The organism is Micromonospora sonneratiae, from assembly GCF_042679305.1.
In the GTDB taxonomy this organism is placed as follows: domain Bacteria; phylum Actinomycetota; class Actinomycetes; order Mycobacteriales; family Micromonosporaceae; genus Micromonospora_H; species Micromonospora_H sonneratiae.
Map to the genome: position 1 here is coordinate 25945 of NZ_JBHTMP010000006.1, position 22199 is coordinate 48143.

The 22199-nt window shown below is 67.5% G+C and carries 21 protein-coding genes and 2 pseudogenes; 18 read left to right on the forward strand and 5 right to left on the reverse strand.

The annotated features are described in order from the left end of the window. The first annotated feature begins 171 nt into the window (after positions 1-171). The gene (locus tag ACFQ4H_RS05655; RefSeq protein ID WP_377567708.1) at positions 172-774 is read left to right on the forward strand and encodes a MerR family transcriptional regulator; all 603 of its coding nucleotides are present in this window, start codon (positions 172-174) and stop codon (positions 772-774) included. A 170-nt stretch (positions 775-944) separates the two neighbouring features. Further along, entirely contained in the window at positions 945-2216 is a 1272-nt protein-coding gene (locus tag ACFQ4H_RS05660; protein WP_377567710.1) for an RNA polymerase sigma factor, read from the forward strand. Positions 2217-2254: 38 nt separating this feature from the next. On the opposite strand, the gene ACFQ4H_RS05665 is transcribed toward ACFQ4H_RS05660, so the two are convergent. Then, positions 2255-3838, reverse strand: a complete 1584-nt coding sequence (locus tag ACFQ4H_RS05665; RefSeq protein WP_377567712.1) for an MFS transporter — start codon at positions 3836-3838, stop codon at positions 2255-2257. Between the two features lie 268 nt (positions 3839-4106). Here ACFQ4H_RS05665 and ACFQ4H_RS05670 point away from each other — a divergent pair, with 268 nt between their 5' ends. Beyond that, positions 4107-4793: a TetR/AcrR family transcriptional regulator gene (locus ACFQ4H_RS05670; protein WP_377567714.1), complete on the forward strand. Its 687-nt coding sequence runs from the start codon at positions 4107-4109 to the stop codon at positions 4791-4793. A 100-nt stretch (positions 4794-4893) separates the two neighbouring features. Here ACFQ4H_RS05670 and ACFQ4H_RS05675 read toward each other — a convergent pair whose 3' ends face one another. The 3 genes from ACFQ4H_RS05675 to ACFQ4H_RS05685 form a co-directional block, all read right to left on the reverse strand. Beyond that, the gene (locus ACFQ4H_RS05675) at positions 4894-5211 is read right to left on the reverse strand and encodes a hypothetical protein (RefSeq protein WP_377567716.1); all 318 of its coding nucleotides are present in this window, start codon (positions 5209-5211) and stop codon (positions 4894-4896) included. A gap of 316 nt (positions 5212-5527) precedes the next feature. Then, positions 5528-6220: a DUF3626 domain-containing protein gene (locus ACFQ4H_RS05680; protein WP_377567956.1), complete on the reverse strand. Its 693-nt coding sequence runs from the start codon at positions 6218-6220 to the stop codon at positions 5528-5530. Between the two features lie 257 nt (positions 6221-6477). Beyond that, the gene (locus ACFQ4H_RS05685) at positions 6478-6939 is read right to left on the reverse strand and encodes an HIT family protein (protein WP_377567718.1); all 462 of its coding nucleotides are present in this window, start codon (positions 6937-6939) and stop codon (positions 6478-6480) included. A 194-nt stretch (positions 6940-7133) separates the two neighbouring features. On the opposite strand from ACFQ4H_RS05685, the gene ACFQ4H_RS05690 reads away from it, so the two are divergent. The 4 genes and pseudogenes from ACFQ4H_RS05690 to pip all read left to right on the forward strand — a co-directional run. Beyond that, on the forward strand, positions 7134-8045 hold the full coding sequence (locus ACFQ4H_RS05690; protein ID WP_377567719.1) for an alpha/beta fold hydrolase: 912 nt from the start codon (positions 7134-7136) through the stop codon (positions 8043-8045). A gap of 413 nt (positions 8046-8458) precedes the next feature. Further along, complete coding sequence (locus tag ACFQ4H_RS05695; protein ID WP_377567721.1) at positions 8459-9799, forward strand: sensor histidine kinase; 1341 nt, start codon at positions 8459-8461, stop codon at positions 9797-9799. A gap of 22 nt (positions 9800-9821) precedes the next feature. Next, entirely contained in the window at positions 9822-10526 is a 705-nt protein-coding gene (locus tag ACFQ4H_RS05700; RefSeq protein ID WP_377567722.1) for a response regulator, read from the forward strand. 142 nt (positions 10527-10668) lie between these two features. Then, positions 10669-11616: pseudogene (gene pip, locus ACFQ4H_RS05705) on the forward strand (prolyl aminopeptidase); the annotation flags it as partial. A gap of 282 nt (positions 11617-11898) precedes the next feature. On the opposite strand, the pseudogene ACFQ4H_RS05710 reads toward pip, so the two are convergent. Then, a pseudogene (locus ACFQ4H_RS05710) lies at positions 11899-12468 on the reverse strand (hypothetical protein); the annotation flags it as partial. 171 nt (positions 12469-12639) lie between these two features. Here ACFQ4H_RS05710 and ACFQ4H_RS05715 point away from each other — a divergent pair. The 11 genes from ACFQ4H_RS05715 to ACFQ4H_RS05765 all read left to right on the forward strand — a co-directional run bounded on the left by ACFQ4H_RS05715 (position 12640) and on the right by ACFQ4H_RS05765 (position 22171). Further along, on the forward strand, positions 12640-13332 hold the full coding sequence (locus tag ACFQ4H_RS05715) for a VOC family protein (protein ID WP_377567724.1): 693 nt from the start codon (positions 12640-12642) through the stop codon (positions 13330-13332). Positions 13333-13440: 108 nt separating this feature from the next. Further along, positions 13441-14451 carry a DUF5954 family protein gene (locus ACFQ4H_RS05720; protein ID WP_377567726.1) on the forward strand — a complete coding sequence of 337 codons (1011 nt, stop codon included), beginning with the start codon at positions 13441-13443 and terminating at the stop codon, positions 14449-14451. A gap of 122 nt (positions 14452-14573) precedes the next feature. Next, positions 14574-15032 (forward strand): hypothetical protein, encoded by a 459-nt coding sequence (locus ACFQ4H_RS05725; protein WP_377567728.1) that lies wholly within the window; start codon positions 14574-14576, stop codon positions 15030-15032. 408 nt (positions 15033-15440) lie between these two features. After that, positions 15441-16310, forward strand: a complete 870-nt coding sequence (locus ACFQ4H_RS05730) for a DODA-type extradiol aromatic ring-opening family dioxygenase (RefSeq protein WP_377567730.1) — start codon at positions 15441-15443, stop codon at positions 16308-16310. A gap of 47 nt (positions 16311-16357) precedes the next feature. Beyond that, positions 16358-16621, forward strand: a complete 264-nt coding sequence (locus ACFQ4H_RS05735; protein ID WP_377567732.1) for a hypothetical protein — start codon at positions 16358-16360, stop codon at positions 16619-16621. 3 nt (positions 16622-16624) lie between these two features. After that, positions 16625-17470 carry a cyclase family protein gene (locus tag ACFQ4H_RS05740; protein WP_377567734.1) on the forward strand — a complete coding sequence of 282 codons (846 nt, stop codon included), beginning with the start codon at positions 16625-16627 and terminating at the stop codon, positions 17468-17470. After that, positions 17470-18294, forward strand: coding sequence for an ABC transporter ATP-binding protein (locus tag ACFQ4H_RS05745; protein WP_377567736.1), 825 nt, complete (start codon positions 17470-17472; stop codon positions 18292-18294). The genes ACFQ4H_RS05740 and ACFQ4H_RS05745 overlap by 1 nt, the downstream gene beginning before the upstream one ends. After that, positions 18291-19001: an ABC transporter ATP-binding protein gene (locus ACFQ4H_RS05750; protein WP_377567738.1), complete on the forward strand. Its 711-nt coding sequence runs from the start codon at positions 18291-18293 to the stop codon at positions 18999-19001. The genes ACFQ4H_RS05745 and ACFQ4H_RS05750 overlap by 4 nt, the downstream gene beginning before the upstream one ends. 1 nt (position 19002) lies before the next feature. After that, a complete protein-coding gene (locus tag ACFQ4H_RS05755; protein ID WP_377567740.1) occupies positions 19003-19884 on the forward strand; it encodes a branched-chain amino acid ABC transporter permease in 882 nt (293 codons plus the stop codon). Beyond that, entirely contained in the window at positions 19881-20873 is a 993-nt protein-coding gene (locus ACFQ4H_RS05760) for a branched-chain amino acid ABC transporter permease (RefSeq protein WP_377567742.1), read from the forward strand. The genes ACFQ4H_RS05755 and ACFQ4H_RS05760 overlap by 4 nt, the downstream gene beginning before the upstream one ends. Positions 20874-20929: 56 nt before the next feature. Then, a complete protein-coding gene (locus ACFQ4H_RS05765) occupies positions 20930-22171 on the forward strand; it encodes an ABC transporter substrate-binding protein (RefSeq protein ID WP_377567744.1) in 1242 nt (413 codons plus the stop codon). The last annotated feature ends 28 nt before the right edge of the window (positions 22172-22199 follow it).

Sequence of the window (22199 nt, forward strand, 5' to 3'; positions counted from 1 at the left end):
TCCCTGAGACGGACGCCGCCTGGGCTGATCCGGGCGGCCGGTGGGCCGGGGCGCGGCGTGTCGCAGCAAATCTTGCGGGGAAGTCACCCTGCTGGGCGTTAGTGTTGCCTTGTCGAGGGGTGCGCGTCCCGGAAACGACGTGTCACCGCACTGGCGGGGGAGGTTGTCCGGATGAACGAGCCACAAGACCCTGATCCAGGTTCGTCGGAGCATCGTCGGGTCGAGGTCGACCCACCGGGCGGCGTCGGGTTGGACGATGACGATTCTGTCGGGTATCGGGGGGTAACTGCCTGCCACGCGGTCAGCATCAGCTACCGCCAGTTGGACTACTGGGCGCGCACCGGTCTGGTGGTGCCGAGCATACGCGATGCGTCCGGCTCGGGCACCCAGCGGCTCTATTCGTTTCGGGATCTGGTGGTGCTCAAGGTGGTCAAGCGGTTGCTTGACGCCGGGGTGTCGTTGCAGAACATCCGGAAGGCGATTGAGACGCTCCGGTCGCGTGGGGTGGCGGATCTCGCCGGGATCACGCTGATCTCCGACGGCACCAGCGTGTACGAGTGCCGCTCGCCGGAGGAGGTGGTCGACCTGTTGCAGGGGGGCCAGGGAGTCTTCGGCATCGCGATCAGTGGTGCATTCCGGGAGATCCAGGGGTCCCTGTCGCATCTGCCGGCGGAGCCGGCGGCGGGGCCCCGGGCCGGTGAACGTGAGCCGGAGGTGCCGGATGCGGTGGGTGACGAGTTGGCGGCCCGCCGGGCCCGTCGTCGGGCGGGCTGACGGCGCTGTACCGCGAACCAGAGCCCCAGCGGCAGCCGGTACGGCCCGGCAATCATCGGTAGCGGCTAGCCGGTAGCCGGCCGGCTACCGGCGGCAGGTGTCGGCGGGTGCGTTCATGAGCCCGTTCGGGTGCCTGAACTGCCGCGGCCCTTGAAGGAGACGGTTTTCCAGTGGTGACAGACGCTGGCGTTGCGGGTCTGTTGCGTGAGCTGGCCCCACAGGTCGTCGGGCTGCTTGTACGTCGCTACGGGCAGTTCGACGCCTGCGAGGACGCGACCCAGGAGGCGCTGCTGGCGGCGGCACTGCAGTGGCCCGACCAAGGGGTACCCGAGAATCCCCGGGGCTGGTTGGTCACGGTGGCGTCCCGCCGCTTGACTGATCAGTGGCGCAGCGAGCAGGCCCGTCGTCGGCGGGAGGCCAGTGTCGCGGCCATGCGGCCGGTCGGTGACGCAGTGGTGCCGGCTCCAGGTGAGGACCAACCGTCCGATCAGGACGACACGCTCACGCTGATCTTCCTGTGTTGTCATCCGGTGCTTCCACCGGCTTCGCAGATCGCGTTGACCCTACGTGCTGTCGGAGGGTTGACCACGGCACAGATCGCCCGGGCGTTCCTGGTGCCCGAGGCGACCATGGCCCAGCGGATCAGCCGGGCAAAGCAGCGGATCAGGGCCAGCGGCGCCGAGTTCCGGATGCCACCGGTGCCGCAACGTGCCCAGCGGCTGCGGGTGGTTCTGCACGTGCTTTATCTGATCTTCAACGAGGGATACACGTCCAGCGGCGGTCCTGATCTGCAATGTCCCGAGCTGACGGGGGAGGCGATCCGGCTCACCCGTGGACTACGTGCTGCGCTGCCCGGGGACGGGGAGATCGCCGGGTTGTTGGCGTTGATGCTGCTCACCGAGGCACGCCGCTCGGCCCGGACCCGACCGGACGGCGCCCTGGTGCCACTGGCCGAACAGGATCGGGGCCGGTGGGACCGGGAGCACATCAGGGAGGGCATCGCGCTGGTGACCGATGCGCTACGGCAGGCACCGGTCGGTCCGTACCAGATCCAGGCGGCGATCGCGGCGGTCCACAGTGAGGCGACGGACGCTCAGCAGACGGACTGGCCCCAGATCCTCGCCCTCTACGAGTTGCTGGAACGGGTTTCGCCAGGGCCGGTGGTGACGCTGAACCGGGCGGTCGCCGTGGCGATGGTACGTGGTCCACGGGCCGGCCTTGAGCTGTTGTCGGCGCTGGGCGGTGACGAGCGGATGGCCGATCATCACCGCCTTGCCGCAGTGAGTGCCCACCTGTTGGAGATGGCGGGTGACCGCTCGGCGGCACGGTCGGGTTACCAACTGGCCGCCGAGCGTACGGCGAGTCTGCCCGAGCAGCGTTACCTACAGGAGCGGGCTGCTCGGCTGGTCAGCGACGACGGGTGTCCGACCGGCGTGGAATAGCGGCGGGGCACCCTGACCGGCAGAGTTCCTTTTAGGATCTAGTCGGTGCGGGCGGACCCACCGCGACGCGCGATGAGGACGGCGGCGACGAGTACGGTGGCCAGGGTGGTGAGCGCCGCGCCCACACCGGCGTAGGTCTGCAGACCGTGGGCCACGGCGTTACGCACGGTGTCGAGGAGCAGCGGGCCGTGGACGTCGAGGTCCTCGGCCACGGCGATTCCCTCGTGGATGCTGGATTGCGCGGCCTGGGCGGCTGACTCCGGTACGGCGGGCGGCATGGCACCGGACAGCGAGGTGCGGTAGACCTGCATGCCGATCGCACCGCCGACCGCCACGCCGAGTGCGGTGCCCAGTTCTCCCCCCACCTCCTGTGCCGCAGCCGCAGAACCTGTCTGCTCGGGTGGGGCGTTGGCAATGATCAGGTCGCTGACCAGCGCCGTCGCCGCGCCGTGCCCGAACCCGATGACCGATGTCGCGGTCACGAGCAGGGGGAGGGGCGTGCCCGTACCGGCGAACATGACGACCAGCACCGCCCCGAGTGCGGCGATGGTGAGCCCTCCCGCGATGACGGTCGCCGGGCGGAGCCGTGCGGTGAGGGCCGGTGCCAGCATGGCTCCACCGATGTTCACCGCGATGTACGGAAGTGTCCAGAGACCGGCCTGTAGGGGGGAAAGGCCGGCGACCCATTGGAGGTACTGGGTGAACAGGTAGAACGTGCCGACCACCCCGATGCCGACGAGCAGCAGTGTCACCAGTGAGGTGGCCGTACGTCGGTTGGTGAGCAGGGCAAGGTCGAGTAGCGGGTTGCGCAGCCGGCGTTGCCGTCGAACGAAGCTGGCGAGGACGACGACGCCGCCGGCGACGATGGCAAGGTTCGGCCAGATCGATCCCGTACCGCGTTCCTGCCCGGCGGCGAGTTCCTGTAGCCCGTAGACCACCGCGAGCATGCCAGCCACGGAGAGCGCGACGCTGGCCAGGTCGAGCGTGGCCGGGGTCCGTTCCTGGCGTTCCGGGAGGAGTCTGGGGCCGGCCAGCAGGAGCAGGATCATCGGTGGCACGTTGATGAGGAAGACCGACCCCCACCGGAAGAACTCCAGCAGTACGCCACCGACGAGTGGGCCGATCGCTCCGCCGACGGAGAACGCACTGAACATGATGGCGATGGCGAGGCGCCGCTGCCGGTCGTCGCGGAACATGGTGCGCAGCAGTGAGAACAGCGACGGCATCAGAGCGGCACCGGCGATCCCCAGTAGCGCGCGGGCGGCGATCAGCATTTCCGTGCTGACCGAGAACGCCGCGACGGCGGACACTGCGGCGAATGCCGCAGAGCCGGTCAGCAGGAGTCGCCGGGGGCCGATCCGGTCTCCGAGCCGTCCCATGGTGACGAGGAAGCCGGCGATCAGGAAGCCGTAGACGTGGACGATCCACAGTGTCTGGGTCGCGCTGGGATCGAGATCCGCACTGAGCGTGGGCAGTGCGAAGAACAGCACGGTCAGGTCGGTCGACAGCATCAGCATGGGCAGCACCAGGAGTGCGAGCCCGGCCCACTCCCGTCGGGTGGCGTGCTCGTTGGGTACCGCGTCGCTCCCGGGGTGGCCCGTTGTCAGGTCGGACCCGCTCACTGCCCGGCCCGCGTTCGAGCGGCGCGCCGGGTGGTACGTGCACTGATGTTCGACGGAACCCGTACGGGGCGCGCATCGCGCGGCGCGGCCGTACGTAGATCGAGTTGGTACGTCGGAGCTGCTGGCACTGGCGTCTCCTCGCAGACGGAGTTGTATTACGAGTCGTAACGTAACGATACTCGCGTCCGGGTCCGGTGTGCAGTGCGGGTGGCAGGGTGGAGGCTGTTTCATTACGTAGTGCTATGTAACCGTAGGGTAGCCTGAGATCATGTCCAAGCCGCACAGGTCCGCGACCGGGGGCGTCGGCGGCCGACCACGTGACCCGCAGATCGACGACGCTGTCCTCTCAGCCACCCTGGAGGTGCTCGGGGAGACGGGCTACACCGGATTGTCACTGGAAGAGGTCGCCCGCCGGGCCGGCACTTCGCGGCCGGCGATCTACCGTCGGTGGGCGGGACGCGCACCCCTGGCGCTGGCCGCCATCGCGACCCGGCTGGATGTCCCCTCGCCTCCGGACACCGGCTGCACGCTGTGCGACCTCGCAGAGAGTTTCAACGTCTTCCTCGCTGCCTATCGCACGATCCGCCCGGAGGTCCTCAGTTCGCTGTACGCCGAGTGCGCATCGGACCCGCAGTTGCGGGCACGCTATCTGGAGACGGTCATCGAACCGTCCCGTCGGGCGGTTGGCCGCACGCTCGACCGGGCCATCTTACGCGGAGACCTGCGTACGGACATCGACCGGGAACAGTTGCTCGACATCGTTGGATCGCTGGTGCACTACCGCGCACTGTTCGGTCGCCAGCACCTGACCGACGCAGAGGCCGAGAGCGCCATCGAGACCCTGTTGCGGGGCGCGGCGGTGGACTACCCGGCGCTGGTGGCCCACAGCGAAGCGCTGGAGCAGGAGCATCGCGGTGCCTCCGGTGGGCGTCACACCCACCCGATCGCGACCTGACCAGGGGAGAAGGTGTCGCCGTCCGCTGGGCGGACCGGGACGGTGACGCTGCGGAGGCCGAGAAAGACTCCGGGCCTCCGCAGCGACGTCCGGTGCCGGATCAGTCGGCCAGGTTGACCCACACGTCGGTGACCCACAGGGGATGGTTGCAGTTGGCCTGCGACCAGTACGCGCCCGGCTGCAGCCACGGCCCGCTCCGGTAGGTGGCGTCGTTGCACCGTACGAGCACCTGGAACGCGGGCATGCCGTAGTTGCACCGGGCGATGCCGTAGTACCAGCCCATCTCGGCGAAGCAGCCAGCCGGCGGGGTGTGGACACCGGCGGAGGCCGGGCTGGCGACGCCGGCGAGGCCGCCAACGGCTATCGACGTGGTGGCCGCGCCGAGGGCGACGCGGCGGATGATCTTGGAAATGCTCATGTCGGCGAGCGTATGGATCGGCGCTGTCACACCACTGTCAAACGGCTGCCACGACTGCCGCGACTGCCGCGACTGCCGCGTCCGGTCACGTGCGGTCGCGTGCCGTTGGGCCCTGCCGTGTGTCCGGTCGCGTGCAGCGCGACCACCGCGTGCCGGGCGGCGGCGTCGGGGGGCCTGTCGCGTGCGGTTGGCCCCTGCGTTCCGGGCAGGCCCGGGTCGGTGGTCGGGGAAGGAGGGACCTCCTACCTGTCGACGACCGCCGGCACGACGGGCTGCGACGGGACCCGGTGTCGCCGGCCTACATCTCGGGATGCCGTCAGGTGGTGGATGTCCCGAACCGGGCAACGTAGTGCCAGACCCGCTTCAGGTCCTGCTGGTCGTAGCGACCCGTTCGCGCCGCTTCCCCGATCACCAGAGGATCGAGGTGGCCGGCTACGGCAAGTTCGACTCCCAGGTCGACGTACCGTTGACCTCGGTAGTCCGGGTGGCGCCGTAACTCGGTGACCGACAGCCGGAAGCCTGGGTGCCATTCCAGCGGGCAGGGTAGGCGTTCGGCGGCGGCCTCCACCTCCGTACCCCGGTAGCTCGGGTCGAGGACCAGCGCTTCCACGTCCCGGTCCAGTTGGACCCGACCGTGTATCTGGGCCTCGATGTAGTCGTCCAGGTCGTCCTGGTTGTCGGCCTGTGCCAGTTCGATCAGTGACATGCTGCTGGCCACCGCGAAGGCTGACGGCTCCAGGTAGCTGTCGGGGTAGCAGAAGGTGGTCCGTTCGAGCGTCGCCGCGTTCAGCCGGAAATGCGCCGAACCGAACCGGGGTGCGGCACCGAACGGTTTACGGCGGAAGTTCAGGGCGCCGTAGACGGGCCGGGAATGCCCCGGCGACGTGTCATAGGCGCCGCCGAAGATTCGACTCTCCCAGCGCCACCGGTCGCCGCCGGGGTAGGCCGTCAGCCCGCCGTTGCTGGTGCCGGTGACGAACTGCGAATAGTAGACGCTGTCGGTGACCAGTGTGTCCAGGATCGATCGACCGTTGGACCAGCGATCGGGATGGAAGTTCAGAGTCACGCGTAGGGTGGGGTCCACCGGTGGTCCGGACGACAGTGACGCCACATGCCGCACGGCCCGTTGGTGTGGTAGCTGGATCTTGTCGGTCTCCACGGGAATGAAGTGTGCACCATCAGTGCCTGGTGGCTCTCACGAATTTGTCCGGTGACCACCGTGGGTGACGAACGGCGGGGTTGCGTCCGGACCCGGGGAGTAGTCGCCTACCGGCTGCTTGCCATGACCTCCTGTAGCGCCAATGCCAGCTCGTCCATCCGGTCGCCACCAACCCGCTGATCGACGTCACCACCGAGAAGTCCGAACACATTCGGCCCCCGTAGCTCCCGGGGAAGGTCACTCATTCGCGGGATCACATGAAAGTGTACGTGGGCGAATCCCTCGGCCTCGGCAAACTGTACGACGTAGGTCTTCGCGCAGCCGGTGACCTCGTGCAGGGCCCGGGACAGTCGGACCTGCCACCTGCCCAGCCCGGCCGCCTCATCGTCGGTCAGTTCGGCGATGGTGTGCACGTGCCGTCGCGGTACGAGTACGAGCCAACCCGGTAGGGCGGTCTCGAAGGCATGCGCCACCCGCCAGTGCTCGTCCACCGCGATGCGTTCCCGCACCGGCAGGAGATCAATGCGATGGTTGTTGTCGCAGACAAGGCAGCGCGTCGAAGTCGTCACGTCTTACGACGCTAGCGCGGCAGGTTGCTGTTCGGCGCAGGGGGAGTGGGTGAGTTCAAGGGGGATTAGGTGATGGGACCGCCATGTCAGCCGGCGACGTCACCATTCGACCCTGTCATTATCCCACGGATCATTTTTGCGATCACAACCAGTGGCCGCTGGCGGTTGTTCTCCGTGCTGTTACCTTCCCCGCCATGCTCATCGGCAACGAAAAATTCGTGAATTCGGGAAACCTGCGACTATGGACGGAGAGGTTCGGTAGCCCCGACCATCCCACCGTGCTACTGGTGATGGGCACCTCGACACAGGCAATCGGCTGGCCCGATGAACTGGTCGAGCGGCTCGTCGCCGACCGGTACCAGGTCATCCGCTTCGACCACCGTGACACCGGGCGCTCCGACTGCGTCGACTTCGTGACGCATCCGTACGCTCTGGCGGACATGGCCACCGACTGTCTCGCCGTACTCGACGGCCACGACATCGACAGGGTGCACATCGTCGGAGCCTCGCTCGGCGGTGCCATCGGCCAGTGGCTTGCCGTACACCACCCCGCCCGGGTGCAGACCCTGACCGCCGTGATGACCTCCCCGATGGGCAACAATCCCGGCCCGGCCTGGGCGAGGGCGCTGACCGGGCAGCCACCCGCCCCCGACGAGCTTCCACCACCGACACCACGCTTTCTGCAACATGTGATGAGGTCCGCGGGCGCGCCCCGCGCCACACGGGAGCAGCGTATCGAAGCTGATATGCAAACCTGGCGGGTCCTCAACGGCGACGTACTGCCGTTCGACGAACCGGCCGCCCGACACTTCGTCGAGCTGTCCCACGAACGGGCCCACAACTGGGCCGCAGCGATGAACCACGACCTCGCCGGACGACAGTTCACCGCGGACCGGCTGGCCCTCCTGTCGTCGATCACCGCACCGACCCTGGTCGTGCACGGCACCGAAGACCCCATCTTCCCCGTGCCGCATGCACAGGCACTCGCCGCGCAGGTGCCCGGTGCGCAGCTGTACGTCGTACCGGGCATGGGACACGGCATCTTTTCACCGGGACTGCCCCGCCGGATCGCCGATCTCGTCGCGGGACATGTCGCTGCTTCGTGATGCTTCGTGGGCAGGTTGACGCCCGAGCTGTGCCCCCACGGCCGGTATCACCGCCGCGTGAACGGCGACACCGGCCGGCGTACCCACCGCGCCACCGACCAGCCCGACGACGACCGAGGCGACGACCATCACGACCGTCTGCCGGGGGGAGCATCCCCAGCGCAGCCACGGCAACCAGCATCAGCGTGAGCATCGTGGCGAGGGCCGTCACCGCCAGCAGCACGGTGCCGCCGTCGGATTCGGTGGTCCGGGCGGTGAGCCCCTCTGGTCCTCCTGTTCGGCGGGGACCGACGCTAGGGAATCCCCGGGGCCGGACGCGTCGGTCGAGGGAGGCATTTGCGGTACCGCATCAGGATGAGCCTGGTCGGAGTCATCCCTGCGATGTACGCCACCGATGTACTCCGATGATCGTCGTGACGGACGACGCGGGCCGGCAGGCCGGTAAGAATGGTCCGGTGCTGAACGCCGCCATGGTGGACCGACTGTGGGAAGCGGCCGGTCCGCTGCTGCGCCGGACAGGTCCGCTGCCCCGGCCCACCCGACGTAACCTGATGTTCGACAGGATGTTGGCGTTGGTGGTCGGCGTCACGCACGTCTACTACGCCCTCAACTACGCCGACAATCTGGTTCACCGGGCCGGGCCGCTCGCGGTGGACGGGCCCCGATTGCCTCCGCTGCCTCCGCCGTTCCTACCGCCGGTGGAGCCGTACAACATGTGGGACGCGGCGATCCTGACGCTCGTCGCCGCAGCGCCCCTGGCGGCGCGGCGACGGTATCCACTTGCGGTGCTGTGGGTCGTGATCACCGCTACCCTGCTGGTGCCACACCCGAGACTCACCTTCTACGCCTGTGTCGTCGCCTCCTACAGTGCCGCCGCCTACAGTCCGTACCGGGTGGCGACGCTGGCGAGTCTGCCGGCGGCGGCGCTGGCGGTGGGCGTGTTCCAGGACTCGGCACTCCCCACCGTCCCGAGCAGGTACGCCCCGTTCCTGATCCTGATCCCGATCGCGCTGGCGGCCAACGGGGTCCGAGCCTGGAAACACCGCGTCGACGAAGGGCGCGCTCGGCTGGCCGTACTCGAGCACCGGCAGGTCGAGGCGCTACGCCGGGCCGTCGAGCAGGAACGCGCCCGTATCGCCCGAGAACTGCACGACGTGGTGACACACAACGTCAGCGTGATGGTCATCCAGGCCGGGGCCGCCCGGAAGGTCATGGACACCGCCCCCGGTCAGGCCCGTGAGGCGCTGCTGGCGGTCGAGGCCGGCGGGCGGGCGGCCATGGCCGAGCTGCGCCACGTCATGGGACTACTGACGATGGAGGCTGACGACGGGCGTGATCCGGCGTACACCGCTGACCTGGCACCCCAGCCCGGCCTGGACCGGTTGGATGCCCTCGTCACGCGGGTACGCGACACCGGCCTGCCGGTCGAGTTGACCGTGAGTGGGCAGCCATGTCCCGTGCCACCAGGGGTCGAGCTGGCCGCCTACCGGGTGGTGCAGGAGGCGTTGACCAACACGGTGAAACACGCGGAGGGTGCGGTCTCGGCCGTGACCGTCGAGTACGGTGTCGACCGCCTGCGGGTGGAGGTCACCGACACCGGTGGGCGCCCGGGTACGTCTGCCGCGACCGGGAACCGACGTGGGCTGATCGGCCTGCGTGAGCGTCTCGCCGTCTACGGCGGAACCCTGCACACCGGGCCGCGCCCGAGCGGCGGCTACCGTGTCGAGGCGACGATCCCCCTGGCGGGGTCGTGATCGAGCGAGGCGGGGAGACGACATGACCGGGTCGCTGCGCGTGGTGGTCGCCGACGATCAGGCGCTGGTCCGTACCGGATTCCGGATGATCCTCACGGCCGATGGGATCGACGTGGTCGCCGAGGTGACCAACGGCGTCGAAGCCATCGAGGCCGTTCGGCGTACCCGGCCGGACGTCGTACTGATGGACATCCGTATGCCGGAGATGGACGGTCTGGAGGCCAACCGACGGATGCTCACCGGTGCCCCGGGGGAACCGCGCGTGATCATGTTGACCACGTTCGACCTCGACCACTACGTCTACGCGGCGCTGTCCGCCGGGGCCAGCGGCTTCCTGCTCAAGGACGTCACCCCGGAACACCTGGTCGCCGCCGTCCGACTGGTCCGCACCGGCGACGCCCTGCTGGCACCGGCCATTACCCGTCGCCTTATCGAGCGGTTCGCCCACCGTGACCCGGAGACAGCCGCGGTCCACCGTGACCTGGCCGCGCTGACCCCACGCGAGCTCGAGGTCCTGCGGCTGCTGGCGCACGGACTCAGCAACGCTGAACTCGCCGGCCGCCTCTATCTTTCCGAGGCGACCGTCAAGACCCACGTCGCCAGGATCCTCGCCAAGCTCAGCCTGCGGGACCGTGTCCAGGCCGTCGTCGTCGCCTACCAGACCAGGCCGGTCGGTCCCGGCGACCACGAGGTGGTCCTGTCGTACGGCGACCGGGAGCGGGGGTGAGCGGCGGGCCACGCCCGTCGATGCGGCGCTGCGTCGGTGGTTGCGCGACCAGGGTCGCCTCGGGGAGACAGCACCGGCATGATCCGTAACGTCATCGTCGTGCCAGCCCGGCGGCACCGGATCAGTGTGGGGAGAACAGGACATGGGCGAGCTGTACCCGCCGATCGAGCCGTACGCGACAGGCATGCTCGATGTCGGCGACGGCAACCTCGTGTACTGGGAGGTCTGTGGCAGCCCGACCGGTAAGCCCGCGCTCGTCGTCCACGGCGGACCCGGATCAGGGTGCGGTACCGGCGCGCGTCGCTACTTCGATCCGCAGCGGTACCGCATCGTCCTGTTCGACCAACGTGGCTGCGGGCGCAGCACACCGCACGCCAGCGACCCCGCGTCCGACCTGCGGCACAACACCACCCGGCACCTGATCGGCGACATGGAGCGCCTGCGCGAACACCTGGGCGTCGAGCGATGGCTGCTGTACGGCGGCTCCTGGGGCTCCACCCTCATCCTGGCCTACGCACAACAGCACCCGCAGCGCGTGTCCGAGATCGTGATCGCCGGCGTCACCACCATGCGACGATCGGAGATCGACTGGCTCTACCGGGGGGTGGGCCGATTCTTCCCGGAACAGTGGGAACGCTTCCTCGCCGGTGCCCCCGGCACACCGCGGGACGGTGACGTCGTGGCGGCCTATGCCCGTCTCGTGGAACACCCCGACCCGGCGGTACGGGAGAAGGCCACCGCCGACTGGTGTACGTGGGAGGACACCGTCCTGTCCGGGGAGACGAACGGTGCCTTCAACCCGTACGGCGACCGTCCTTCGGCGGCCCGGCTGGCCTTCGTGCGAATCTGCTCCCATTACTTCTCGCACGGTGCGTGGCTAGAGGAAGGCGTGTTGCTGCGTGAGGCCGGCCGGTTGGCTGGTGTCCCCGGCGTGCTGATACACGGCCGGCGTGACCTGGGAGGTCCCCTCGACACCGCATGGCACCTCCACCGGGCCTGGCCCGACACGGAGTTGATCGTCGTCGAGGATGCGGGACACCTTGGCAACGCGACGACACGCGACCACGTACTCCGGGCGATCGACCGGTTCGCCATCGCTGACGAACGCCGGCCGCTCGACCGGGGACAGGTCGCGGCTCTGCGCCAGGGCACGACGGAACACCACGTGCGGGGAGTCCAGGTACGCCAGCCGTGCGGGGAGCGGCTCCTCGCGTACCCAGTCGGGTTCGAGGAAGTTCCAGTTCAGCGCCACCTCTGCCTCGATGCTGCCGGCCCGTGCCTCCTCAGCGAGTTGGGTGTATAGCCGGTCGCGGGTCCGGGCATCGACGAGCCGGTGTTGGGCGACGTCGGCCCGTACGCCCGGATCCGGGTCGGTTACCAGCCGCGCAACCGCTTCGGCCGGCAGGGACGGGTTGCGAGCTGCGGCCTGGCGGACCTCGTTCTCCGGGTCGGTGGCCAGGGCCATGCCGAGTTCGGGGGTCAGCGGTACCCGGTCGGCCACGCGTGCACGGGTGGCCGGATCAGCCAGGCAGGCCGCGTGCAGTTCCACCGGTACGGATAGGTTCCGGTGCCGGGCTGCGGCTGTCCGTACCGCCGGCTCGGGGTCGGTCAACAGGGCGATGTGGACCTCGACCGGCCGGTCCCACCACATGTCGGCTACTGCGGTGCGTACGACCGGATCCGGATCCGCAGCCAATCGGTCCCGCGACTGCCCGAACGCCTCTTCCAGGTCGTCGATGGGCAGGTGGACCGAGCGCTCGGCCAGTTCCCGGACGAAGTTGCGGCGGGCGTCGCGGATACGTTCGTCGTCATCGGTGGCGATTCGGTCCAGGATCGCCGGTGACACCCGTTGCCGGTCGAGGTGTAACACCATGTGTGGATCGCGGTGCGCCAGGATCTCGAGCGCTACCGGGTCCGGCAGCGTCTTGCGTCGATGCGACATCACGCCAGCGGCTCGTGGGTGGCGCGCCAGCCGCACCAGGACGTCCTGGGACGCGTTCGGGTTGCGTGCCAGACCCACCAGCTTCGCCACTGCACGATCAGCCACGTCTTACGCTAACCCGACGGCACTCATCCCATCGATTCCGTCACAGGCGTGTGTGAGGATGCCGGAATGGAACAGGTGCTGAGTCGGCGGGAAGCCTCGGACGCGGTCAGTGACCAGGGGTGGCGGTATCTGCTCGGTGCGTTGCGTACATCGGTGCCCGTCGGCTCGTTGGTCCAGGCGACCGAGGTGGCGGCGCGGGCGGTGACGGTGTGCGGTGCCGATGCTGATCGTCACCTACGCGTCGACCTCCGGCCGGACCGGGTCATTCTGACCCTGCAGGCGCTGGACTTGTCGGCGTCGACCGCTCGCGATGTCGACCTTGCGGGTCGGATCTCCGCTGCCATGCGGGACGTCGGGCTACGGACGGAGCCTGAGATCGGTACGGGGACTCGGTCGGTCCAGTTTGTGGAGATCGGTATCGACGCGCTCGACATCGCAGCGGTGAGGCCGTTCTGGAAGGCGGTGCTGGGCTACACGGGCGAGGCGGGAGCCGACGGCCCCGAGGACGCGATCGTCGATCCGGTCGGGCAGGGGCCGGCGATCTGGTTCCAGCAGATGGACGAGCCACGGCCGCAGCGGAATCGTGTCCACTTCGACATCTGCGTTCCGCACGACGAGGCGTCCCGGCGGATCGAGGCCGCCCTGGCGGCCGGTGGTCGACTCGTCTCCTCGTCCAGGGCGCCCGCTTTCTGGGTGCTGGCCGACGTCGAGGGTAACGAGGCCTGTGTGACGACCTGGCAGGGCCGGGACGGCTCATAGCCGGGCTGACCCAGAACATCTACGGTCGGTGACGCAGTAGGGCGAATGGCGGAACAGCTGTCGGGGTGGTGCCGACTGTTGATCGACCTAGCGGGGCAGACTGCCTGCGTGAACTACGACGGTCATCCGGTCCCTGACCATCTGCTGATCAACGTCGAGCATCGGGATGACCCGGTCTCGGCGGTTACCGAGGACGATGCGCGTCGTCGTTCGCGTGCCTACCCGAAACTCCTGTGGGGCGCACCGCTCTTCGGTACGGCCGAGGAGGTCGACGGCCGATGGCGGATCATGAGCCTGCTGGCCGACTGGCCGCAGGCTGCCCGGGACGGACTCGGTTCCCATTTCCGGCGGCTGCGTAGCGAAACGCCGGACAGTCCCGAGAACGCGGCCGAGCGTAAGGGATATGCGGCAGCGTTCCAGTTGCTCGACTGGGAAGTGGTCAACGACCTCACGGTCAACGATCGCCGTTACCGGATCATTCGTGCCCAGCCCCTCATCCGTATGGGGGCTGACGGTCCTGAGCCGCCCAGACCCACCGACCCCGATGTCGCCGTCGATCGCCAGAGCGGCCAGGCGCAGTCTCAGATGGAGGGGTTCGTCATCGACCCCACCGCGAACAGTGGGCTGTCCGACGCCCTTCTACGGATGGAGATGGTGTCCGCGTTCTACAAGGCGGGAGCGGTGCCCGACGATGTTCGGGGCGACTCCCAGCAGGCGGTGGACACCCACCCGAACGTGGTGTTGCTCCCGGTGGGTTTTACCGTCGCCGAGTGTGATGGTGGGAGTTGGCGCCCCCGGTCCCTGTCGACGTACCCGACACCGCAGGCTGCCCGTGATGCGGCGGCTTTCCGGTTCAGCGACATCATCCCGGACGAGGACGCGTCGTTGGACGAGATCAGGGAGGCATATGCCCGTGCCCTGGAGCAGTACGAGGCTCCACGCGGCGACGAGTTCGAGCTGAACGGGGTCCGGTGCCGGGTGACCCGGGTCGAGTGCTTCGTCCGGGTCGGCCCGGACGGCCCCGAGGGACCGCGCCCCTCCGACTGGGATCCGGAGCCGCCGCCGGAACGGCATTTCCAGCAGCTCCGCGAACAGGGCCTGATGGTCGACCCGGACTGACCTCCGCCCGGTTGCCGTTTCGGGTGGCCGGTGGACCGGCGGCGGGAGGCATACGGTGCCGGGCGGGGCGGCCGGCCTGAGGGGAAGGCGGTACGGGCAGCCGGCTGGGACACACTGGCAGCATGTGGACCAGGAGATGGGCCGGTGTGCCGCGCGGTGTGCGTATCGTCGTTGCGGCTGCCGTCTGCGTGTTCGTTTATGGCGCGGTCGTCCACCTGGTCGACGTGTTCGGTGGCAGGGCGGATCTACCCCCATCGACCCCCAACTGGCTGGCCCTCTACTTCGTGTCCCTGACGGTGCTGGACCCGGCTGCGGCGCTGCTGCTGGTCCTGCGTCGGGTCGAAGGGCTGGTGCTGGGCTGTGTCGTTCTCACGACCGACGCCGCTGCGAACGCATATGCCAACTATCTGCTGGATGACGCCGGGGGAGTCACTCCCGGACGGATCGGACAGGCAGTCATCTCGATGCTGGCCATCGCACTGGCCATGGCAGCGCCACGGGTCGCGCCATGGCTTGGTGGAGACGGCGCACAGCGCCGGGAGCATGACCGCCGAAACCGTCCGGCGTCGAATTCCCGGTAGCGATCCGTCGGCTGTGTGGGGGGCGACTTCGGCCGACCGGGGTCCGTCCTGACCGCGAACCGTGGGAAGGGCGGAGCTGTGCAGGTTGGCGGTTCCGGCTCTGACCGGACGGGCCAGTGGCAGGCGTATTCGATGTTCGATGTAACTGGCCGGGGCGTGCCGGTAACTCGTCGGCGAGGTCGAATGCCCGAGCTTGCCGCCAGCCCGACTCGTGGTTGGCGTCTGCCGAGGTCAACGGCGTAACCATCCGGAGGCAGGGTTGAGAATGTGACCCAAGACACAGCAAGTCATATACGATCTGGTGTATCTTCCGGTGTATGCGGACTGCTGATCAACTTGGGGATCGCATTCTGAGAGGCCAGCTGACCCGCAAACGAGCTATGTCCAAGGCGAGTGGAGGTCCGCTTCATGGGACAAATCGTTTCGGCTTCCGCCGTTAGCCATGCCCCTGGCCTCATCGGATTGTTCGATGGCGCCCCGGAGGAGTCAAAGGAGGTCGTGAGGACCTGCTTCAAGCGGATCAAACAGGACCTTGAAGAGTCTCGGCCGGACGCGGTCATCATCTTCGCGAACGACCATCTGGCCAACAGCCGGCCGCGAGCCTATCCCGACTTCCTGATCGGTATGGCCGACGAGCACGTCGGGCCGGACGAGTGGTTCAAGCCGTGGCTCGGCTGCCGGGACTACACCGTCGCGGGAAACCCGCAGGTGGCCCAGGCGCTGTTGAACGGGATGGGCAGGCGCGGAATCAGGATGTTCGCCCAGCGCGAGAATCTCCGGTTCGATGACAACATCTCGATTCCCGCGGTCTGGACCGACCTCGACCAACTCGGCACGACCCTCGTACCCGTCATGCAGAACGTCACCGTGCCGCCCATGCCAGGCCCCGAAGAGGTGTATCGGATAGGCGTGGCGTTGGCCGAGATCATCCGTGAGGACCTGCCCGACGACTATCGGGTGGCGATCATGGGAACCGGCGGACTGAGCCATGAGCCGGGCGGAAAACGCTATTACTACATCGATGAAGAATTTGATCGATGGTTCCTGGATCTCCTTGTGGCACAGGACCACGAGCGGATTCTCAAAGAGGTGACCATGGAGCGTATGGAGGCCGCCGGCATTGGCGGGACCACTGAGCTTCTCTCCTGGTTGCTGGTCCTGGGAGCGGTTGGGCAGGTCCCCTGCGAAAACCTGGGATACACCGCCTACACGAACTGGAAGAGCGGTGTCGGCGGTGTGCTGTGGAAGGTTTCGGATCGAGCCGAGGCGGTGGCCTGATGGCGCTTGAATCGTTTGATCGTAGCCTCGTATCGCATGACCTTGTCATGGATCTGAAATGGGACGCGTCCCTACGCGCCCAGTTCGCGGAGGACGAGGAATCTGTGCTGGACCGCTATCCGCTCACCGCAGAGGAGCGCAGCGCGATCCAGCAACGGGACTTCAGGCGGCTGTACGACCTGGGCTTCCACCCGTACCTGGGCGGCCAACTCGCCAGGATCATCTACGGCAACGCGGCCGGCGCGGACGCGACGCGGGCCGTCAACGCTTTGGTGGAGTCGCTCAACGGCTCGGACAGAGGAGTTCAGTAGGCCGTGAGTGATTCGACGATCTCCGCCCTGACCGCGAAACTGGTCAACCAGGATCGTGTCTTTGACCTGTCCCACCAGATTGCCGTCGGCATTCCGGTGTTTCCGCACCATGTTCCATTCAGCGTAACCCTCAACCGGCGGCATGCTGACTCCTTCGCCGAGGAACGCCCCGGCGACACCCGATTCAGCAACGAGGTGATGGTGATGTCCGCGCACACCGCCACACATGTCGACGCGCTGGGACACTTCTCCCGGTCCGGGCTGCTGCACGGTGGGGTCAGGGCGGAGGACGCCGAGACCCCAAACGGGCTGAACCAACTCGACGCGGCGGAGATCCCACCGTTCTTCTGCCGGGGAATTCTGCTCGACGTCGCCGGCTATCGGTCGGTCGATTCGTTGGCCGGCGGTGAGGCGATCTCCCGCGACGAGCTCGAGCGGGTCGCGGATGCTGCGCAGACGGAGATCCGGGAGAACGACGTCGTGCTGATCCGTACCGGGTGGCAGCGGTACTGGACGGACAGCGAACGCTACAACGGCAGCGTCGGCCCCGACCGCGAGTATCAGGGCGAAGGTCGTGGCTGGCCCGGAATCGACGCCGGAGCGGCCCGGTGGCTTGCCGACATCGGCGTCAGAGCGGTCGGTGCAGACACCCCCGTGGTCGAGGTGATCCCGTTCACCGGCGACTCGGTGCACGCCATCCTCCTCGTCGATTCGGCAATTCACATGTTCGAGAATCTGGCCCTCGACCAGATTGCCGAGCAGGGGCTCCGTGAGTTCCTGTTCGTGGCCGTTCCCCTGCCACTACGCGGGGCCACCGGTTCCCCCGTACGGCCGTTGGCGATCGTGTGATGGCGGCGGAGCACAGCGCCGCTACCGCGGCGCGCCAGACGGACCGACCGGGTACGGGGACGCAGCGGCTCGAGTTGTCGTCGGTCTCCATCTCGTTCGGCGGGATCCGGGCACTACGTGAGGTCTCCCTGACCGTCGAGGCCGGCACCATCTGCGGTCTCATCGGTCCGAACGGTGCCGGGAAGACGACGCTGTTCAACTGCGTGACAGGGGTGTACCAGCCCGACTCCGGGCAGATCAGGTGGGACGGCGTGGAACTCACCGCCCTGCCCCGACGCCAGATCATCAAGCATCGCGTCGCCCGGACGTTCCAGAACGTCGCGCTCTTTCCGGAACTGGACGTCATCGAGAACGTCATGCTGGGCGCCCACCACCGGGACCGGGCCGGTGTCGCTGCCGCCGCCCTGCGGCTGCCGCGCTTCCGCCGACAGGAGCGGGACCTGCGGCAGCAGGCCGCCGAGATCCTCGGGTCACTCGGCCTGGAGCGGTTCGCGGCGGCGTCGCCCGAGGACCTGACCCTCGGAACGGCCAAACGTGTGGAGTTGGCGCGGGCGCTGATGTCGGAACCGAAGCTGCTGCTCCTGGACGAGCCGGCCAGTGGGCTGGTGCATTCCGAGGTGCGGGAGCTCGGTGAAGTGATCCGTACGCTGCGCGAGCGCTACGACCTCACCGTCGTGCTCGTCGAGCACCACATGGAACTGGTGATGAGCCTGGCCGACCACGTAGCCGTACTGGCGTCCGGACAGCGACTCGCGTACGGGCCGCCGGCGGCGGTGCAGAACGATCCGGCGGTCATCGCGGCATATCTAGGGAGCGCCGAATGACGCTGCTCGAAGTAAAGGACCTACGTGCCGGATACGGCCGGTCCGAGGTGCTGCACGGCATCAGTTTCACGGTCGGTGCCGGCGAGATCGCGGTGATGTTGGGTGCCAACGGAGCCGGGAAGACGACGACACTACGGGCGCTGTCCGGACTCATCGACCGCCGGGGCGACGTCGCCATCAACGGGGAGAAGCTACCCGCCGGGGATGCCGCACGCGCCGTTTCCGAACGCCTGGCGCACGTGCCGGAGGGGCGGGGCACCTTTCCGGGATTCACCGTGCACGAGAACCTCATGCTGGGTGCCTACACCCGCCGTGACCGGGCCGCTGTTGCTCAGGACGTCGCCTACTGGCAGGAGTTCTTCCCGATCCTCGGCCAGCGGGCCAAGCAGCGCGCCGGCACCCTGAGTGGCGGTGAGCAGCAGATGTTGGCGATCGCCCGGGCCATGATGCTGCGACCCCAGCTGCTCATCCTGGACGAGCCGTCGCAGGGGCTGGCCCCGGTCATCGTGCGCGACCTGTTCAGTCGGCTGAGCGAAATCAACAAATCGATGGGTATCGCCATGCTCATCGTCGAGCAGAACGCACATCTGTCGTTGTCCATCGCAGCTCGAGGCTACGTGCTTGAGGCCGGAAAGATCTCAGTGAGCCAGCCAGCCGCAGAACTTCAGGCGAACGACGAAATACGTCGCGCCTACCTCGGAGGTTGAGGTGACACTATTCCTCCAGCAGCTGATCGGAGGGCTGACGGTCGGCGGCATGTACGCCTTCCTCGCCCTGGCTCTGGTGTTCAGTTTCCGGTCCACCGGTGTGGTGAACTTCGCCCAAGGCGAGATGGCCATGTTCTCGGCGTACCTGGCCTGGCAGCTGACGGCGTGGGGTGTGCCGTTCTATCTCGCCGTGCTCCTGACCGTCATCGCGTCGTTCCTCATCGGCGGCGCGGTCTATGGCGTACTCATCAAGCCGGTGCCGGCATCGGCGCATCTCGCGGTCGTGGGTGTCACGATCGGTCTCTTCCTCTGTCTGAACGGGTTGGCCCAGTACATCTGGACCGGGCTCGGTAAGAGTTTCCCCGGATTCATCCAGGGCGAGCCGTTCCGGTTCGGTGGACTCGTCGTCGGCCTGGACGCACTGAGTGTCGTGGTGCTGCTGGCTGCCACGCTGGGCCTGCTCTATCTGGTCTTCGAGCACACCAAACTCGGCCTCGGAATGCGGGCGGCGGCTGCCGCGACGCAGGAGAGCCGCCTGGTCGGAATTCGAGTGACGCAGATGTTCCTGTTGGGTTGGGGCATTGCCGCAGCGATCGGAGCGCTGGCGGGTGTGACCGTGGCGCCGAGACTGACCTTGAGTCCGGACATGATGCTGACGACTATCATCTATGCCTTTGCGGCGGCGACGCTCGGTGGGTTCAGCAGCATAGCCGGCGCCGTAATCGGAGGTCTGCTGGTCGGGGTCGTAGAGAACCTGGCCAGTACCTACATCCCATTCGTGACCGGCGACATGCGGATCTTCGTCGCTTTGGTGATCATCATGGGCGTTCTGCTCGTCCGGCCGTCCGGCCTCTTCGGCAAACCAGAGGGGGTACGGCTGTGAACTCGTTGACCGCGGCGCGCCCGTTCCGGCGCATTCGCATCGCACTCGTCGTCGTCGGACTACTGCTAATGGTCGTGGCACCCCTTCAACTGCCCCCGTTCCGGGTGAACCAGCTGACCGGTGTGCTCATCTTCGCCCTCGCCCTGGTCGGGCTCAACCTGACTACGGGATATGCGGGCATCATCTCGCTCGGTCACGGCGCGTTCTTCGCGGTCGGGGCGTACACGAGCGCGGTGCTGGCACATCACTATTCCTGGCCGCTGGTGGCGGCGCTGCCCGTCAGTCTCGTCACCGCTGCGATTCTCGGGCTGCTCATCGGGTTGCCCACCCTACGTCTGCGTGGTCTCTATCTGGCCCTGGTCACCGTGGCGCTGGCGATGTGTGCCGTGCCGTTCTTCCAGCGCTTCGAATGGCTCGGCGGAGCCCAGGGGTTGGTCGTACCGGAAAGCGACGCGCCGTTCGGTCTGGCACCCGACCAGTGGGTCTACTACGTGGCCTTCGTGCTCGCCGCCCTCGGATTCGTCGTCGCGCGGAACCTCATGCGCAGCAACGTCGGCCGGGCGTTGCTGGCCGCCAAGACGAACGAGGTCGCGGCATCCACCTTCGGGGTGGACATCTCCCGGTTCCGCACCTTGACCTTCGTGGTCAGCGCGGGGTTCGCCGGCCTCGCTGGCGGGGTCCAGACGATGCTGGTCGGCTTCGCGTCGCCGGACTCCTTTCCGTTGATGCTGAGCCTCACCTTCTTCATCGGAATCGTTGTCGGCGGAGTCGGCAGCGCCAGTGGCCCGATCATCGGTGCCTTCTTCGTTCAGTTCGTGCCGCTGTGGGGTGGAGAGATCAATACCTCGGTGGCTGGCCTCATCTTCGGCGTGATCCTGATTCTCGTGATCCTTGTTGCGCCGGGTGGGATTGCCGGTCTGGTGGGTCGGCTCTCGAACAAGCTGTTTTCAAAAAATGGGAAGCGCGAAGCATTGTCAGGGCAGCCCTGACCAGTTGGTGGAGGTAGTGCATGTTTCGCAAGTCGAAATTGCTCGTGAGATTTGGTGTGTCGGTTGTCGCGCTCGCCCTCGTGGCAGCCTGCGGGGGCCGAGGGGAGACCACGGGAGATGACGCGGCCGGCCCGGGCTTCTCGGACACGGAGATCGTGCTGGGTAGCGCCTGTGCCGCCTCGGGCAACCTGGCATCGTTCCAGACGACCTGTGCCGCCGAGCAGGCGTACTTCAACTACGTCAACGAGGAACTCGGTGGCGTGAAGATGGCGGACGGCAAGACCCGGAAGATCAAGTTCGTCTGGTACGACGACGCCTACTCGCCTCCCCGTACGCTCGAACAGGTCAAGCGGCTGGTCGAGCAGGACAGGGTGGCCACGGTGTTCGGGCTGCTGGGCACCGGTACGAGCCTGGCGGCGCGGGACTATCTCAACCGGCAGGAGGTGCCTCAGCTCTTCATGGCCTCCGGTGCCAGCATCCTCGGTACGGACTCGGAGAAGTACCCGTGGACCATCGGCTACCAGGTGCCCTACGCGACCGAGGCCAGCATCTACGGGCAGTTCATCAAGGAGAAGTCGCCGAACGGGACGGTCGCCGTCCTCTACCAGAACGACGACTTCGGTAAGGAACTGCTCGAAGGGTTCAAGAAGTCGATCGAAGGCAGCGGCGTCAAGGTCGTCGCGGAGGAGAGCTACGCGGCCACGGCCGCTACGGTGGACTCGCAGGTGACAACTCTCGCCGCCTCACGCGCCGAGTACTTCATGGTCTTCGCGATTCCGAAGTTCGCCATCCAGTCCCTGCGCAAGGTGCACGAGTTGGGCTGGCGGACGGCCCCCGTCCTGAACAGCATCGCGGCCTCGGTCAAGGGGGTCATCGAGCCGGCGGGTCCGCAGACCGCCGCGGGCTCCTACACCGCCAGCTACGTCATGGACCCGACCAGCCCGGCGTTCGTCGACAGCGATGACGTCAAGTTCTACCGGGACATCGCCAAGCGCTTCGGCCCGAGCAACCTGGTCGTCGACGACGCCCAGTCCGTCCAGGGCTTCGTCCTCGCCCAGTTCATGGTCGGCGCCCTGGAGCAGACGAAGGAACCGACGCGGGCCGGGCTGATGGCAGCCGCGCGTCAGCTGACCGGAATCCAGCCCAAGGGGCTCATCGCGGGTATCCCGGTCGCGACGTCGACGGCGGATCCGTTCCCGCTGGAGTCGATGCAGATGCAGATCTTCCAGGACGGCGTGTGGCAGCTGGTCGGCAAGCCGATCACCTCCTTCGAGGGTGCCACGCCCCGGTTGAAGTAGCGCGGACAGGGCAGGGGAGGGGGAGTGC

Bases quoted from the DNA above. Each gene is read 5' to 3' on its own strand.
- ACFQ4H_RS05655 (WP_377567708.1), top strand. From the start codon at position 172: ATGAACGAGCCACAAGACCCTGATCCAGGTTCGTCGGAGCATCGTCGG.
- ACFQ4H_RS05670 (WP_377567714.1), top strand. From the start codon at position 4,107: ATGTCCAAGCCGCACAGGTCCGCGACCGGGGGCGTCGGCGGCCGACCA.
- ACFQ4H_RS05675 (WP_377567716.1), bottom strand. From the start codon at position 5,211: ATGAGCATTTCCAAGATCATCCGCCGCGTCGCCCTCGGCGCGGCCACC.
- ACFQ4H_RS05690 (WP_377567719.1), top strand. From the start codon at position 7,134: ATGCTCATCGGCAACGAAAAATTCGTGAATTCGGGAAACCTGCGACTA.
- ACFQ4H_RS05700 (WP_377567722.1), top strand. From the start codon at position 9,822: ATGACCGGGTCGCTGCGCGTGGTGGTCGCCGACGATCAGGCGCTGGTC.
- ACFQ4H_RS05715 (WP_377567724.1), top strand. From the start codon at position 12,640: ATGGAACAGGTGCTGAGTCGGCGGGAAGCCTCGGACGCGGTCAGTGAC.
- ACFQ4H_RS05725 (WP_377567728.1), top strand. From the start codon at position 14,574: ATGTGGACCAGGAGATGGGCCGGTGTGCCGCGCGGTGTGCGTATCGTC.
- ACFQ4H_RS05730 (WP_377567730.1), top strand. From the start codon at position 15,441: ATGGGACAAATCGTTTCGGCTTCCGCCGTTAGCCATGCCCCTGGCCTC.
- ACFQ4H_RS05735 (WP_377567732.1), top strand. From the start codon at position 16,358: ATGGATCTGAAATGGGACGCGTCCCTACGCGCCCAGTTCGCGGAGGAC.
- ACFQ4H_RS05745 (WP_377567736.1), top strand. From the start codon at position 17,470: ATGGCGGCGGAGCACAGCGCCGCTACCGCGGCGCGCCAGACGGACCGA.
- ACFQ4H_RS05750 (WP_377567738.1), top strand. From the start codon at position 18,291: ATGACGCTGCTCGAAGTAAAGGACCTACGTGCCGGATACGGCCGGTCC.